The organism is uncultured Ruegeria sp., from assembly GCF_947497005.1.
Taxonomy (GTDB): Bacteria; Pseudomonadota; Alphaproteobacteria; order Rhodobacterales; family Rhodobacteraceae; genus Ruegeria.
In genome coordinates this window covers 129169-144541 of the sequence record NZ_CANMFF010000012.1, presented here as the reverse complement: position 1 = coordinate 144541, position 15373 = coordinate 129169, and the positions used below count along the sequence as shown (strand labels likewise).

Here is a 15373-nt window from a genome sequence, read left to right as displayed (position 1 = left end):
AGAGGGGAGTTAGTCTCCCCTACTGTGAAAGCTATGGTTCTATTGCTAATCCTTGCGCTCCCTCCGCCAGGTTCCCGCGCCTGCGAAATTGCGCTGGTCATTGCCCTCGACGTGTCGCGCTCGGTCGACAAATCCGAGTATGCGCTGATGCGAAACGGTATTGGCCATGCACTTCTTGATGATGAAATTACAAATTTGATTGCCTGGATGCCTGGTGGTATGAAAGTCACCGTAACCCAATGGGGCGGCACTGGTCAGCAGCGACAGCCGATTTTCTGGCGTCGCCTGTCGAAGCGGCAAAGCGTTGTTGAATTCGTAGAACAGCTGATCATGGTCAATCGAGGATTTTGGTATGCAGATACCTCAGTCTCAGAGGCATTGCTTCATGCCGAACTAATGTTCCATCAACTTGATCACCCCTGTCGCCGTCAGGTGATTGATGTGTCGGGGGATGGGATTTCGAATGCGGGGCCTGAGGTCTATCCGATCTCGGATACTATTGCCGCGAGGGGGATCACTATCAATGGTTTGGTGGTAGCGGGTGCTCGCCCCGATCCGGTCGCCTATTACCTTTCCGAAGTGATCCGCGGGCCCCTTGCCTTTTTAGAAGTAACGCGCAGCTATGAAAATTACGAACATGCAATGAAGCGGAAGCTTCTGCGCGAACTGGCACCAAACCTCTCCCTCCTTGACTGAGCGCCCCACTTACCGCGTTTGTATCAGAAATACACTACTTATCCTGCGTGCTGCTGCCGAAGGCCGGTGTCAGTTAAAAGTTTGGAAACGCGATCGACCGCTGATGCGGCTCGCCGGCAGGATGACGCAATAAGATATAGCAGAATTTCAGAGTGCTTTTGAACGTCGAAGCTACAAAGATACTAAAAATTGCTCCATCAGCCATATTGCGCCACTGCAAAATGTGATCGGAAAACCGGTGGGTTGAGCTCAATTTGCTCATTCGCTGTGTGATCCACGAATGGCTGGTTTAGGGATATTGTACCTTTCGCTGCACCCCGCATTAACTGGTTAGATGTGGACGAAGCGGGTATTCATTTCGCTTCAAGCAATGTCCAATTTCAACGGATTACTTGTAGAAATCCTGACGGCGGTCACCTCACAGCACTCGACGGATGCAGTGCTGCTTTCATTGCCCCCTCGATATGAACTTCGAGGGTATTGCCAAGTTGTTCCGACGTGGAGATCTCGCGAAGTCGCGCTTATGCACATCCCAACGACTATGTCGCGCCTCAAAGGTTTTCGCTTTCCTCGTGAGATCATTGCCTACGCGGTTTGGGTTTACCGTCGCTTTGCGCTGAGCACAGCTGACGTCGACGATCTGTTGGTTGCTAGGGGCGTGATCGTCAGCCAGGAAACAGTCCGGCTTTGGGCCAATCGCTTCGGTCAACACTCTGCAGGTTGCATCCGCCGTGATCGTCCGTTGCCACGCGACAAGTGGCACATGGGCGAGGCAGTGATCATAATTCGAGGCAAGAACCACCGGGTGTGGCGCGCGCGCCGCAAATGGCGATGTGTTCGACCTTCTCGTGCAAGCGCGCCGAAGCCTCAAAGCGCTACTTCAAAGGACTGGTTGCCCAACCTAGCGAACCCAGGTTCGTCATCACCGACAGATTGCGAGCTATATCAAGCCGATCAAAACACTGGTACCGGGCGCTGACCACAGTGCCCCTTAGGGCCTCAGCGCCGCAATCGAAGTGTCGCCCGACCGACCCTAATTCGAGAGCTGGTAATGGGCCGGTTAAAGTCTCATCGGCAGTCTCAGAGGTTTCTGTCTGCGCACGACCAGATCAACTTGAACTTCCGTCTCCGCCGATACCAACTCACTGCAACCTCATACCGCCACGCTCGCTCTGATGCGTTTATACTTTTGGGGAGACTACACCGCCGAATTGGCGGCCTGAACCTGCCTTTGCCATTGCCCCACAAGCTCACGTCAACGACTTGGGAATACCCATATCTGGCTTCCAAGTCGTGGTAGTTGGCTGCGCCGTTGCCAGCGCAGCCTTTTGATCGCAATCGCGTTACTTGTCGAAGTGAATGACGGTGCGGATGCTTTTGCCTTCGTGCATCAGGTCGAATGCCTCGTTGATGTCATCAAGGCCCATGGTGTGGGTGATGAATTCGTTCAGCTTGAATTCGCCTTGCATGTAGCGTTCAACGTAATCCGGCAGTTCCGACCGGCCCTTGACGCCGCCAAAGGCGGACCCGCGCCAAACACGGCCCGTCACAAGCTGGAACGGACGGGTGGAGATTTCCTGCCCTGCCCCGGCGACACCAATCACCACAGATTCACCCCAGCCCTTGTGGCAACATTCCAGCGCTGAGCGCATAACATTGACATTGCCGATGCATTCGAATGAGTAATCGACGCCGCCATCGGTCAGTTCGACAATCGCATCCTGAATCGGCTGTTCATAGTCCTTGGGGTTGATGAAATCCGTCGCACCCAACTTGCGGGCGAGGTCGAATTTGCTTTCGTTGATGTCAATCACGATGATCCGGCTGGCCTTAGCGATGGTCGCGCCGATCACGGCCGAAAGGCCTATGCCACCCATACCAAAAATGGCGACTGTTGCGCCTTCCTCGACCTTGGCAGTATTAATTACCGCGCCCATGCCGGTGGTGACACCGCACCCCAGCAGGCAGACTTCTTCCAGCGGTGCCTCAGGGTTCACCTTTGCCAGCGAGATTTCAGGCAGAACGGTGTATTCCGAGAAGGTCGAACAGCCCATGTAGTGCAGGATCGGTTTGCCGTCCTTAAAAAACCGAGTGGTGCCGTCGGGCATCAAGCCCTTTCCTTGTGTTTCGCGGATCTTCTGACACAGGTTGGTCTTACCGGATTTGCAGAATTTGCACTCGCCACATTCTGGCGTGTAAAGCGGGATGACGTGGTCGCCCACCGCGACGCTAGTCACGCCTTCGCCGATGGATTCCACAATGCCGCCGCCTTCGTGGCCCAGCACAACGGGAAAGAGACCCTCTGGGTCATCGCCGGACAGGGTGAAGGCGTCAGTGTGGCAGACGCCGGTGGCAATGATGCGAACGCGGACTTCACCGGCTTGCGGTGGCATCACGTCGATTTCTTCAATGGAGAGCGATTGTTTCGGCCCCCAGGCAATGGCCGCCTTGGATTTGATGATGTCGGTCATTAAAGACTCGCTTTGCTGTTGGAACGGTTGGTTTCCCCGACCTGCCGCCGGGCTCGACTGCGATGAAGGGGATTTATACTATTCCACCTAGGGGTTAATTGGCGCATTCTGCAAATCACTATTACAGATCTGCAATAACGCGAGCGAGTGCGCAGAACTGACTTGTGAAAGGATACCAGGTGTTCAGTTGGGAAGGTGTCAATGAATTCGTGGCGGTTGCCGAGGCTGAGAGCTTTACCGCCGCCGCCAACCGTCTGGGGATTTCCATAGCACAGGTCAGTCGCCAGATTAGCGCACTGGAAACCAGGCTCACGGTCAAGCTGTTTTACCGCACCACACGCAAGGTCACGATCACCGAAACCGGACAGATATATTACAATCATTGCCGACAAGTACTCGACGGATTGGCCGAGGCTGAACGCGCTATCACCGACCTGCATCAGACGCCCAAGGGCCGATTGAACCTAACCGCGCCAGTGACTTATGGCGAAAATCGGATCGCGCCACTGATCAATGATTTTGTTGCCCGTTATCCCGATTTGGAGGTCAACCTGACCCTGACAAACCAGATGCTAGACCTCGTGGCCGAAAGCTTTGATCTGGCAATCCGGCTCGGGCAGCTTGAAGACAGCACCATGATAGCAAAGCGGCTGGCGTCGAGAACGCACCATGTCTGTGCCGCGCCCTGCTATCTCGCGGCGCACGGCATACCGCATACGCTGTCTGAGTTGGACCAGCACAATTGTCTGCAAGGAACGCTAGATTTCTGGCGGTTTCAGGAGCGGGGAAAGCCCCGACATATTCGCGTCTCGGGCAGTATCCGGTGCAACAGCGGATGGTCACTGGTGGATGCAGCGCTAAAGGGCATCGGTATCATCCAATTGCCGGACTACTACGTTCAGGATCGGCTTGAAGTGGCAGAATTGGTTCCGGTACTGGACCGTTACCGTGCGCCCGACGACGGCATCTGGGCAATCTACCCACACAACCGCCATCTGTCTCCCAAGGTGCGCCTGTTGCTGGATCATCTCAATACAGGCCTGAGTTCGTCAGTTTCAACAGCAAGCGCCCCGAAACGTGCCTAGAGCATCTACCGCAGTGGCTTGGCCTAGTTGTCGGCATTTCTTCACACCAGCCGTTGCCGTCATGCATTTTCAAACCTGTGCTGTCCACAATGAGGGTAATCGGCTTATCTAAAGCGCACCGGTGTTGGGTGATCTTCAACCTCTTGCTCCGCCGCGACAGCGTCGAGAAATCCGGCACCACAAGATCCAAACCCAAAAGCTTCGCAATCGACCGTATGAAGCCCTGAGTTTGTCTCAACGCAAGCCGGAACACGACCCGCATCGTGACGCAAATCTCGATCGCCAAATCAGAGTAGACCGCTGGCTGCCGCGGGTCGTACGGCGCGGTGATGCCTATTTCCGTGCCACATCATCTGAAACCAAAATGGTCAATTTACCGCGACCATCCGATCCATGTAACACGCCCACTGTCCTCCAAGGCTGAAGGCAAAAGGGACGGCAATGCGCTTTCCGGTTGGGCATGCACCGAGTCCAATGTGCCAACAATCAAGAGTGCCGTTCCGGTTGCAGCAGGTAGAACCCGCGCGGGCAAGGAAGCCAGTGAACCCGTCCTTCCTGCCATCTCGGCTAAGTCGTGTTGACAAAAGGGATTCACAGCGACCTCTGATCGTGATTCAAGCCGGTATCTGCGATGGAGACCGGCTTGGCACGAAACCTAATGTTGGACGAGGAGTGGTTGTTTTTTGAACTGGTCATCCTTTTGGTCCGCGCCCCGAACGGGCGCAAACCTGCGAACCACCGCCTTGTTCTTGGTGGCGTTTTCTGAATTACACGCACAGGCGCGCCGTGGCGAGACCTACCTGAAGAGTTCGGGAAATGGTCGAGTGTCTATCGACAGTTCCGGCGCTGGACCCTTTCAGGGCTATGGGAACAGATCCTGGAGGCGCTGACCGAAAGCAGGATCGTTCCCGACACCCTTCAAATGGTCGACAGCACCGTGGTTAGCGCCCATCATCAGGCAGCGGGCGCAAAAGGGGACTCCGCGACAGGGTTTTGGCTACTCAAAAGGTGGCTTCACGACCAAGATCCACCTTCGGGTAAATGCCGCAGGACTGCCGATGAGAACTGATATTACACCCGGCCAGACATCGGACTATCTCGGCTTTGATCGGGTCATGGACGACAACGTGCCAGAGCCGATCGTGCTGCTAGCCGACAAAGGTTACGATGCAGACCGTATTCGCGCCAAACTGCACAGCCGGGGCATTCGACCGGTGATCCCAATGCGAAAGTCCCGAAAGAGGCGCGTTGGGTTGGATTGGCCTCTCTACCGGCTGAGAAACCTGGTCGAGAGATGCTTCAACAAATTGAAGAACGCGCGGCGGGTGGCAACCCGCTATGACAAAACAGCCGAAAGCTTCCTCGGCTTCGTAGATATCACTTCGATCCGCCGCTGGATCCGCATTTGTCAACATGACCTAATCCAATTGAAATTTTTTCATTTTATTATACAGCGTGCGAGGAGATATGCCCAGATATCGGGCCGTTGTGCCCTTGCGAAAATTGTGTTGTTTCAATGCCGCCGCGATCCACTCTTTCTCGTTGGCTGGTTCGGCGGGGTCTTCGGAATAGGCTGACTTTTCTTGTTCTGCAACCTTTCTTGAGCTTAGAAAGCTAACGTCTCGTGCGGTAACACGCCCGGAAGAATTCAGCGTCAAAACCCGTTGGATCACATTCTTTAATTCTCGGACATTTCCTGGCCAATCATGCTCAAGAAGAACCCTGAGCGCGGCGTTGGTAAATTGTACGTCGTCGCGGCGTGTGAGGCTTCGTGCAAAAAAGGCAGCAAGCTCTGCAATGTCATCTCGTCTTTCGCGCAGGGGTGGCACCGCAATTTGAAACGCGTTTATGCGGTGGTATAGATCGCGTCGAAACACATTAGTCTCTACGAGATCATCTATGTCCCGATTACTGGTGCTGATCAAACGGGCATTCACCGCCCGACCTTCAAGCGCACCAATGCGCTGAACGAAGCCCGTTTCGGCGAACCTTAGGATTAAGCCCTGTAGTTCCGGATTTAGCGCTGAAACCTCTTCAAGGATGATGCTATTGCCGTGCGCTGTTTCCAACGCACCGCGTGTCAAAGGGACATCGCGGCGATTAAGCCCGGCCACTTGCCCCATTAACTGAACTGACCCGATTTCGTGTGAAAGGCTCGTGCAATCCACAACAACCGGGCCGCGCTTTGATGTGTTATGTTGGCTGTGAATATCTGCTGCCAGCAGGCTCTTGCCTGTGCCGGTTTCGCCCGTGATCAACACTGGCAAGTCGCTTGGCGCTATGTCTTCCACCAGTTTTCGTAAAGTCTGCATCGCATGTGAACTGCCGCTGAACGCCGAAGGTTGGGCAATGTCGCCTTTGTTCCCGCGACCCATTTTGGAAATAACTTTGTACGATCGTGCCACTTCTTCGATTGCCTGCTCCAAAGGCAAACGATCAATCGTTGATCCCGCGATGTAACCATTTACTCTGCTCAGCCGTGTGACGGTCAGCGCATCTTCGGGTGACGTTATGGGGCCACCTTCGATCAAAGTTTCGACACTGGCAGGGATGCCTTCAAGCACCTGATTGGCCAAATCTGCCGCCGCCTCCAGAGTTAGGCTGGTCGAAACACCGGTGCCGCCACCTGTAAAGCCTACAACAACGCAGATACGTTCGGCACCAGCCTCTAGCATCATGCGCGCTTCACGGTTTGTGCAAACATACGCCAAGGTCTTCATGCCGCGCTCAGATGCGGCACGTATCAGTTCACATTCTTTGCCAAACCCAATCCCTTCTGCCTCCATCAAGTGGCGCAGTTGTCCTTCAAGCATCGCCGCAGAAGGAAAATTACACACGCCCGCGAAACCGAGCTCTTTTGCTTTTTCGACAATTTCTATTGGGTCAATGGCGGGGTCACGTACGTTCAGCCCCGCCAAAACTGGTGAAACGCAACGATGCAGAATTTCCTCTTCTGCTATTTCAAAGACCCATTCATTTGCTGGACGTAGCGGTAGGTATGACGCTAAGGATGAGGCCCCCCGCATCCGAAGTCTGCCCGCATTTAGGACCAGCAAGAAATCCGCCCCTGCGCGATCTACAGCAAGCGCGGTCAGGCCCGATCCAACAGCGGCACCAAAGATGAAAGGATTATTCTGATCAGTCATGGGGTGGCCATGAAGGTCACGGCGCCGTCAGCACCCACATCGGTTGCCTGAACAGCTTCGTTTAACCCGACGTGTTCATAAAGAAGAATATCGACGTCGCCGACTTGATGCCGCAGTTTCTCGATCAGGTCGCGCAGCGAGGCAATCAACAAATCTGGGGGCCCACCCGTGGTTTGCGGGATCAGTCCAGGGTGCAACACCAATTGCCGTAATCCCGCGCTCAACGCCGCACGTCCCTGTTCCAAGGAACGGAAAAAGGCAAGAGATTGAAAGCCATGACGTTGTGCTCCGGCAAGCCAGGCGTATTCAAGCTCTGGTGTTGCAGGCATTGAGGCCATCATCCTTTTTGTATGGCCCTGAAATAATATCGCTGAAGGCCAATTACTTACCCCGACATATCCATGATCAGCAAGGCGGCGGAGGAAACTGTCAGCAGTCCCAAAGGGGTCACAGGTCAGAACGCCTGCATAGCTGGACCCCTCAGTAGGACGGGTATCAAAAAGAGCCCTATTGTTGTCCAGTCGTGGCATCACCATAGCCAGATCCGCCTGACGACCATTTAGCCCGTGCAAAGTCGGGCAATAGATATGCGTTGCATGTTCAGAAATCAGATTCGGAAAGCCGGATAGTTCGAAATGCTTCATCGGCAAAGTGTATCAGCAAAAATCGGCAATAACAGGCAATAATTGCCGATTTTCTGTTTTTTAGGCGGCGCGCGAAATTTAACATATTGTTTTTATTAAAAATTTAATTTTCGCTTGGTCGACCAATCACTTGTGATGCCGTTACCCATTGCTGAAAATGCTCGAAACACTGGGGAGGTTTCATGACGTTCTTTCTGATCGTCACGCTAAATGGTCTGACACTCGCGGCACTGTATTTCTTGGCCGCCAGTGGGTTCACTCTGATTTTTGGCCTGATGCGCACCGTAAATATGGCTCATGGAGCCCTGCTATTGCTGGGTGGATATGTCGGCTTTGAGGTGGCAAAAACCACGGGTTTCTGGCCGCTGGGCATTCTCGGTGGCGGACTGGCCGCGGCCTTTGCGGGCGCGCTTATTCAGTTCGGAATCCTTGGTAGATTTCAGGGGGACGAACTGCGCCAGACTCTGGCCTCCATTGCCCTTTCAATCATCATGGCTGACCTGATGCTCTGGTATTGGGGTGGCATCACTTATCAGGTGGCTTTACCAGATGCGTTGGCTGGTGGTTTCAAGCTGCCGTTATTGGGCGTCGGCTATGCCTCGATACGCCTGGTGCTTATTATTTTTGCTGTTGTCGTCGGAATTACGCTGTGGCTTGTCATCGCCAAGACCCGACTGGGCGCAATCATTCGCGCAGGTGTTGACGACCGCGAAATGCTGCGCGCACTTGGCTTTGATGTGGCGAAGATCTTCATCATCGTCTTTGCGCTTGGCGGATTGCTGGCCGGGATGGCCGGCGTTGTCGCCGCAAGTGCTCTTTCGATTGCACCTGGGACCGACCTTCAATTCCTTCTGTCATCCCTTGTGGTGGTCATTGTCGGTGGCATGGGAAGTGTTGGCGGAGCGGCACTTGGTGCCCTTCTAATAGGTCTGGCCGAACAATACGGGCTGGCATATGCGCCCACATATGGTGTGGTCTTTACCTTCGCAATCATGGTGTTCGTGCTGGCGGTCCGTCCACAAGGCTTGCTTGGAAGGTCAGAAACATGAAATCTGCGCTCTTCCTTCTTCCATTCGCTCTGGTTCCATTTTTCGCAAACGATTTTTGGCTGGTGCAGATATTCGGACGTGCATTGATCCTTGGTATCATTGCGCTGAGCCTGACATTTCTTGCCGCCTACCTTGGCGTTGTGTCCTTTGCTCAGGCCACTATGGCAGGTGTTGCCGGATATACTGTCGCCTATTTCGGACCCAACACGGTCGATGTTGGACGAGAAATGCCGTTCTTCGTCGTTCTTCCACTGGCTATGATTATGGCCACCCTCTCAGGGGCGATCATCGGGCTGATCGCACGGCGCAGTCAGGGCATCTATGCCATCATGATCACACTGGCCATTGGCGTCGCGTTCTTTTACTTCACCCGCCAGAACTACAACTACTTCAATGGCTGGACTGGTTTTTCAGGGATACGTGCGCCCGAGATTGCAGGTACGAGCTTGCGTGAACCCTTGCCGTTCTATCTGTTGATTATCCTGGTCTCCGCATTGTGTTTGTTATTTGTTAATGGGTTCATCAAATCACCACTTGGGCTGACCATTCAAGCAGTTCGCGACGCGCCCAAGCGTGTGCTGGCGATTGGCATCCCGACAACCCCTGTCATTGTTTCAGCTTATGCTTTTGCTGGGTTCATCGCGGGTTCCGGCGGTATTCTGAATGTCTGGTACCAGGAGCGGATTTCATCCTTCTCGGTTGGTCTTGGCCCAATTGTCGACATTCTCGTCATCGCCGTGATCGGCGGGCTAAAGAACCCGATCGGGGCGTTTATCGGCGCGCTAGCATTCGTTCTGCTCGATACGTTCGCCGTCGATTTCATTGATCGTGAGCGGTTCAACACGCTCATCGGTCTCGTACTTCTCGCCATCATAATGGGGGCCCCCGACGGCCTGCATGGATTGGCGAAATCTTGGCTGTCTCGTTTCAAAAAACGACCATCCGAAAACCAGGTGTAAACAGGGAGGAAACTATGTTTACCAATCTAAAGACTATTACGATGACTTCGGCTCTGGCGCTTGGTGCATTCGCAGCACCAGCGTCAGCTGAAGATATCAAAATCGGCGTTATTTCGATCTTGGAAGGGGCATTCGCTGCCCTTGGGCAGGACGGCATTCGAGGGGTTGAGCTTGCGGTTGCTGAAGCAGGTGGCGAAGTAGCGGGCAATGAAATCGAAGTCATCGTGATGTCCTCTGACGCAAGCCCCGACAGCGCTGTGAACGCTGCACGAAAGCTGATCGAGCAAGACGGCGTCGACATCATTGTTGGTCCATTGTCCGGCTCTGAAGGTCTTGCATTGCGCGACCTTTCCAAATCATTCCCTGCCGTGACGTTCCTGAATGGTTCATCCGCAGCACAGGACACCACATTGCGTGACGCATCCGACAACTTCTTCCGATTTGGCGGCGACGGTGCGCAATGGATGGTAGGTGTCGGCAGTTTTGCACATGATGATTTGGGATACGAAAAAGTCGCCGTTGTGGCCGAAGACTACTCTTTCCCATATACACAAGTTCTTGGCTTCATGACTGAGTTCTGTGCAGCAGGCGGTACGGTACCAGAAAAATTCTGGACCCCGATCGGCGCTAAAGACTATTCATCGATCGTTTATTCAATCCCGTCGGATGTCGATGCTGTTTTTGTAGCCCTTGGTGGTGCAGATGCCGTTAACTTCCTGACCCAATACAATCAGGCAGGTGGCGACAAACCAATCATCGGCGGTTCGATCACCATTGATCAATCCATTCTTGATAGCGAAGGCCCGTTCAAACAACAACTGATCGGTGCACCAGCGGGCACACCAACCGTCAGCGACTACGATGGAGCTGAATGGAAAGAGTTCACCGCCAGCTACACAGGGCAGTTTCCCGACGGATTTTCTGCTCCCTCCATCTTCGCGCATCACTACTACATGAGCGCGCACGCGGCCATTTTGGCTTTGGAAGAGGTTAATGGAGACTTGTCAGGTGATCAGGCGGCGTTCCGCGCTGCTCTGACTGATCTGGAGTTTGTAACGCCAACTGGTGGCACCATGCGGCTTGACGAAAACCGTAACGGTATCGTTGATAACTTTGTCACTGAAGTGTTCGAACGTGAAGATGGTACACTTGGCAACCGCGTTGTCAAAGTTGTGCGTGACGTTGATCAATCCCTTGGTCAGGATCCAGCGGCCTTCTTGGCACAGGGCCCCGTCAGTCGGGACAATCCTTCGTGCCCATAAACCACGATCATAAAACAGCCAATGCCCTGGAAATCCAGGGCGTTGGACGCCGTTTCGGCGGGTTTTGGGCCGTCAAGGATGTATCCTTGTCTGTCCGGCCCGGCGAACGCCGTGCGGTTTTGGGGCCAAATGGCGCCGGAAAAACCACCCTTTTTAATGTTTTGACGGGCGATTTGGCGGCCTCTGCGGGCACTATCCGCATGGATGGAGCCGATGTAACCCAAACACCCATGCATAAACGCATCAAAGGCGGGCTGCGTCGCACCTATCAACACGCCCATCTATTTGATGGGCTGACAGTTCGAGAAACACTGTTTCTGGCCGTAAGCAGTGTCGCAGGTGGATGGCAGCGGTTTATGCCACTGAAACCATCCGATGGCGCGATTGGTAAAGCTGAAAGCCTTGCCCAGATGTCAGGTCTATGTTCTGATCTGGGTCGGGAAGTAGCCAATCTGTCTCATGGCCAGCGACGCCAACTGGAAATTGGCATGGCGCTTGCCGAAAATCCAAAAATGTTATTGTTGGATGAACCGGCTGCGGGGCTATCCCCCAGCGAACGGCCGCGTTTGGCTGAGCTTTTGTTGTCGCTTCCCAAAGACATCACAATTGTTCTGATCGAACATGATATGGACATCGCTCTTCGAACTTCAGACAGCGTATCCGTCTTGCACAATGGTCGCCTATTGGCGGAAGGCTCGCCCGAGAACATCATGTCCAACGAAGCCGTGCACGATGTCTATATGGGAGGCGCACATGGGCATTGAACCTTTGCTGAGCATCCGTGACTTGCAAGTTCACTACGGCACAAGCCATGTTTTGCATGGCGTAAATCTTGATGTTGACCAAACTTCACTGGGGATGCTGGGCCGCAACGGAATGGGCAAGACGACGTTGTGCGCTGCAATCATGGGATTGGTCCCCATATCAGGTGGATCAATCCATTTTGACGGCCATGACATTACCAGCTCAACCCCCGAGAAACGGGCGCGATTGGGGATTGGTTATGTCCCGCAAGGGCGACGGGTTTTCCGGTCCCTCACGGTCGAAGAACATTTGCGCATGATGCAGCGCAAAGGCAGTGAGTGGACCATTGAACGTGTGTTTGACACCTTTGTGCGCCTCAAAGAAAGGCGCCGTAATCTGGGTGATCAGTTGTCCGGAGGTGAGCAGCAAATGCTGGCGATTTCGCGCGCACTGATGCTTGATCCCAAGTTGCTGGTTCTGGATGAACCGACCGAAGGTCTAGCCCCTGCAATCGTATCGGACGTCATCGATCTTGTCGTCCGCCTATCCACCGAAGGTATGGGGATCATGCTAGTGGAGCAGAACATTCATGCCGCCTTTGCCGCCGCGCAAAACGTTGCAATTATGGTCAATGGTTTGATCGTTGAAAAGCTGCCAACCGCCGTGCTTGAAGGCGATATTGAACTTCAGAAACGTCACTTGGGTATTGAACCGGGCCAGATCACAGCAGAGGAAGACCTCGTATGAGCAAAGTATATGTCATTGGAACCTGTGACACCAAAGCGCCCGAATTGTGTTTCGTGCGAGATCTTATTCGTGCCACCGGTGTTGAGACAGTTCTTGTCAATGTTGGCACCAAGGGCGGCGAAGAGGTGGCAGATGTACCCGCATCTGAAGTGGCGATGTGCCACCCGGATGGGCCTGCGTCCGTCTTTGTAGATGATCGTGGGCAAGCTGTTGTCGAGATGTCCCGCGCGTTGCGGACCTTTATTCTGGAGCAGGCAGATGTTGGGGGCGTGATTGGCCTTGGCGGATCTGGTGGATCAGGCATCATTGCGCCTGCGTTGCAGGCCTTGCCGATTGGCGTGCCCAAGGTGCTGGTCTCAACGCTCGCATCGGGCGATGTGTCGGCTTATGTTGGTCCGTCCGATGTAAACATGTTCCATCCGGTCACAGATGTGTCGGGTCTCAATCGTGTGTCGCGCAAAGTTCTGGGCAATGCGGCCCATTCCATAGCTGGTATGATGACCTGGCAGCCGCCTGTTGTGATTGATACGCGTCCACCCATTGCTCTGTCCATGTTTGGTGTGACCACGCCTGCCGTTCAAGCCATCACCGACACGTTGCAAAAGGACTACGACTGCCTCGTCTTCCACGCCACCGGAAGCGGTGGACGTTCCATGGAGCAGCTTATCAGCCAGAGCGACATCTCAGGCGTTCTGGACATCACCACAACGGAAATCTGCGATCTGCTTGTTGGCGGCGTGTTAAGTGCCGGTGAAGAGCGTTTGGACAGTATTGCCCAAACCGGTGTGCCGTATGTCGGCTCTTGTGGTGCTTTGGACATGGTGAATTTCTGGGGTCCGGACTCTGTGCCGGACAGGTTTTCGGATCGGCTGTTTTACTACCACAATGCCCAAGTTACTTTGATGCGCACAACAGAAGCAGAGTGCGCCCAAATTGGAGAATGGATTGGGCGAAAACTGAATGCGTGCGACGGGGCCGTTCGATTTCTTGTACCACTAAAAGGTGTGTCAACACTGGATACCGAGGGTGCGCCATTCTGGGATCCGAAAGCTAACGCCGCACTATTCAGAGCACTCGAAGACACAGTTCAGCAGACGGAAAATCGCCAACTGATCAAGCTAGATCATCACATAAATGACCCGGAATTTGCGGCAGCAGCGGTGGCTCATTTTCAAGAAATTACTGCAGCTTAAGAGGATATCATGCCACATCTTACCCGAACCGAAATCCTCAAACGATTGCGTGCCAAGATAGCCCGCGGTGAAACGCTTGTTGGCGGTGGGGCCGGAACTGGCTTGTCCGCAAAGTGTGAAGAAGCAGGTGGCGCCGATCTGATTGTTATCTACAATTCTGGCCGTTACCGGATGGCGGGCCGTGGGTCGTTGGCGGGCTACATGTCTTATGGCAATGCAAATGAAATTGTGATGGAAATGGCATCCGAGGTCTTGCCTGTTGTGCAGGACACGCCAGTCCTTGCGGGTGTGAATGCGACCGATCCGTTTTGTCTGATGGATAAGTTTCTGGATGATTTGAAGACATCTGGTTTTACCGGCGTGCAAAACTTTCCCACGGTCGGCCTTATTGACGGAAAGTTCCGCCGTGAACTAGAAGAAACTGGCATGTCTTACACAATGGAAGTCGATATGATTGCGCGTGCTCATGCCAAAGACATGCTCACATCGCCATATGTGTTCAACAAAGACGAGACTGTTGCGATGGCCAAGGCAGGTGCAGACATTATCGTGGCGCATTTTGGGTTGACTTCGGGTGGAGCGATTGGCGCGACGGATACGCCAGCGATCGACGCCTGTGCAGCGCAATTCAACGACTGGGTCAAAGCTGCCAAAGCGGTGCGCGATGATCTGATTTTCATCTGCCACGGCGGGCCGCTTGCCGAGCCGGCAGATGCTCAGGCGTTCTTGTCCCTTTGCCCTGATTGCCACGGATTCTATGGCGCGTCTTCAATGGAACGCTTGCCCACCGAACGCGCAATTCGCGAACAAACGGCAGCCTTTGGTAATCTAAAACGCGCCATTCATCCGCAAAAGGAGCTGCAGAATGATTAAGGTTTTTTCGTCCACCATAGTTGATGTCCCCGTTGATCAAGTCTGGGAGCGCGTCAAGGACTTCAATGGCTTGCCCAATTGGCACCCTGCCGCAACCGACAGTCGAATCGAAGACACCCATGCGCCGGGGGCTGTTGGCTGTATCCGCAATTTTGCCCTGACCGATGGTTCTGGTCGTATTCGCGAAACCCTGTTGGCGATCTCTGAAATCGAGCGGACTCTGACCTATAACATGCTACCTGGCGGGCCGTTGCCATTTGTCGACTATGTCGCCGTTATGCAATTCGCACCGATTACGGATCGCAACCAAACATTCGCAACATGGTCTGCTGAGTTCATCGCAGGCGACGGCCAGACAGATCATTGGCGAAACTTCGTCGCTGATGATGTGTTCATTGGTGGGTTCAGGGCGCTCGAACAAAGCTTCCAAACTTGAATGAGGTACCGAGATTACGATAATTTAGACTGGTTGAACTGTACCCACCTCGGTTTTGATAATCTTGA

14 protein-coding genes and 2 pseudogenes are annotated in these 15373 nt (G+C 53.9%); 12 read left to right on the top strand and 4 right to left on the bottom strand.

Annotated elements, in window-relative coordinates; genetic code table 11:
- Positions 1–33: 33 nt before the first annotated feature.
- Complete coding sequence (locus tag Q0816_RS17340; RefSeq protein WP_298852941.1) at positions 34–696, top strand: DUF1194 domain-containing protein; 663 nt, start codon at positions 34–36, stop codon at positions 694–696.
- A gap of 523 nt (positions 697–1219) precedes the next feature.
- Positions 1220–1919: pseudogene (locus Q0816_RS17335) on the top strand (transposase).
- A 120-nt stretch (positions 1920–2039) separates the two neighbouring features.
- Here Q0816_RS17335 and Q0816_RS17330 read toward each other — a convergent pair.
- Entirely contained in the window at positions 2040–3158 is a 1119-nt protein-coding gene (locus Q0816_RS17330) for an S-(hydroxymethyl)glutathione dehydrogenase/class III alcohol dehydrogenase (RefSeq protein WP_367180527.1), read from the bottom strand.
- Positions 3159–3346: 188 nt separating this feature from the next.
- Between Q0816_RS17330 and Q0816_RS17325 the strand changes: the two genes are divergently transcribed.
- The gene (locus tag Q0816_RS17325) at positions 3347–4252 is read left to right on the top strand and encodes a LysR substrate-binding domain-containing protein (protein ID WP_298852894.1); all 906 of its coding nucleotides are present in this window, start codon (positions 3347–3349) and stop codon (positions 4250–4252) included.
- Here Q0816_RS17325 and Q0816_RS26110 read toward each other — a convergent pair.
- Positions 4197–4514 (bottom strand): transposase, encoded by a 318-nt coding sequence (locus tag Q0816_RS26110; protein ID WP_367180526.1) that lies wholly within the window; start codon positions 4512–4514, stop codon positions 4197–4199. The two genes, Q0816_RS17325 and Q0816_RS26110, sit on opposite strands and share 56 nt — an antisense overlap.
- A 369-nt stretch (positions 4515–4883) precedes the next feature.
- Here Q0816_RS26110 and Q0816_RS17320 point away from each other — a divergent pair.
- Positions 4884–5655, top strand: a pseudogene (locus Q0816_RS17320) (IS5 family transposase); the annotation flags it as partial.
- Positions 5656–5670: 15 nt separating this feature from the next.
- Here Q0816_RS17320 and Q0816_RS17315 read toward each other — a convergent pair.
- Positions 5671–7398, bottom strand: a complete 1728-nt coding sequence (locus Q0816_RS17315; RefSeq protein ID WP_298852891.1) for a phosphoenolpyruvate hydrolase family protein — start codon at positions 7396–7398, stop codon at positions 5671–5673.
- On the bottom strand, positions 7395–7928 hold the full coding sequence (locus Q0816_RS17310) for a phosphoenolpyruvate hydrolase family protein (protein WP_298852937.1): 534 nt from the start codon (positions 7926–7928) through the stop codon (positions 7395–7397). Before Q0816_RS17310 ends, Q0816_RS17315 begins: the two co-directional genes overlap by 4 nt.
- A 296-nt stretch (positions 7929–8224) precedes the next feature.
- Here Q0816_RS17310 and Q0816_RS17305 point away from each other — a divergent pair, with 296 nt between their 5' ends.
- Genes Q0816_RS17305 through Q0816_RS17270 form a run of 8 tightly spaced genes read left to right on the top strand, consistent with a single transcriptional unit; the run spans position 8225 to position 15305 of the window.
- Positions 8225–9091: a branched-chain amino acid ABC transporter permease gene (locus tag Q0816_RS17305; RefSeq protein WP_298852889.1), complete on the top strand. Its 867-nt coding sequence runs from the start codon at positions 8225–8227 to the stop codon at positions 9089–9091.
- Positions 9088–10050 (top strand): branched-chain amino acid ABC transporter permease, encoded by a 963-nt coding sequence (locus Q0816_RS17300; RefSeq protein WP_298852887.1) that lies wholly within the window; start codon positions 9088–9090, stop codon positions 10048–10050. Before Q0816_RS17305 ends, Q0816_RS17300 begins: the two co-directional genes overlap by 4 nt.
- A 14-nt stretch (positions 10051–10064) precedes the next feature.
- The gene (locus tag Q0816_RS17295) at positions 10065–11312 is read left to right on the top strand and encodes an ABC transporter substrate-binding protein (RefSeq protein ID WP_298852885.1); all 1248 of its coding nucleotides are present in this window, start codon (positions 10065–10067) and stop codon (positions 11310–11312) included.
- Positions 11303–12076 carry an ABC transporter ATP-binding protein gene (locus tag Q0816_RS17290; RefSeq protein ID WP_298852883.1) on the top strand — a complete coding sequence of 258 codons (774 nt, stop codon included), beginning with the start codon at positions 11303–11305 and terminating at the stop codon, positions 12074–12076. Before Q0816_RS17295 ends, Q0816_RS17290 begins: the two co-directional genes overlap by 10 nt.
- Positions 12066–12803, top strand: a complete 738-nt coding sequence (locus Q0816_RS17285) for an ABC transporter ATP-binding protein (protein WP_298852880.1) — start codon at positions 12066–12068, stop codon at positions 12801–12803. Before Q0816_RS17290 ends, Q0816_RS17285 begins: the two co-directional genes overlap by 11 nt.
- Positions 12800–13996: a Tm-1-like ATP-binding domain-containing protein gene (locus Q0816_RS17280; protein WP_298852878.1), complete on the top strand. Its 1197-nt coding sequence runs from the start codon at positions 12800–12802 to the stop codon at positions 13994–13996. The genes Q0816_RS17285 and Q0816_RS17280 overlap by 4 nt, the downstream gene beginning before the upstream one ends.
- Positions 13997–14005: 9 nt before the next feature.
- Positions 14006–14869, top strand: a complete 864-nt coding sequence (locus Q0816_RS17275; protein WP_298852876.1) for a phosphoenolpyruvate hydrolase family protein — start codon at positions 14006–14008, stop codon at positions 14867–14869.
- The gene (locus Q0816_RS17270; RefSeq protein WP_298852873.1) at positions 14862–15305 is read left to right on the top strand and encodes an SRPBCC family protein; all 444 of its coding nucleotides are present in this window, start codon (positions 14862–14864) and stop codon (positions 15303–15305) included. Before Q0816_RS17275 ends, Q0816_RS17270 begins: the two co-directional genes overlap by 8 nt.
- Positions 15306–15373 lie beyond the last annotated feature (68 nt).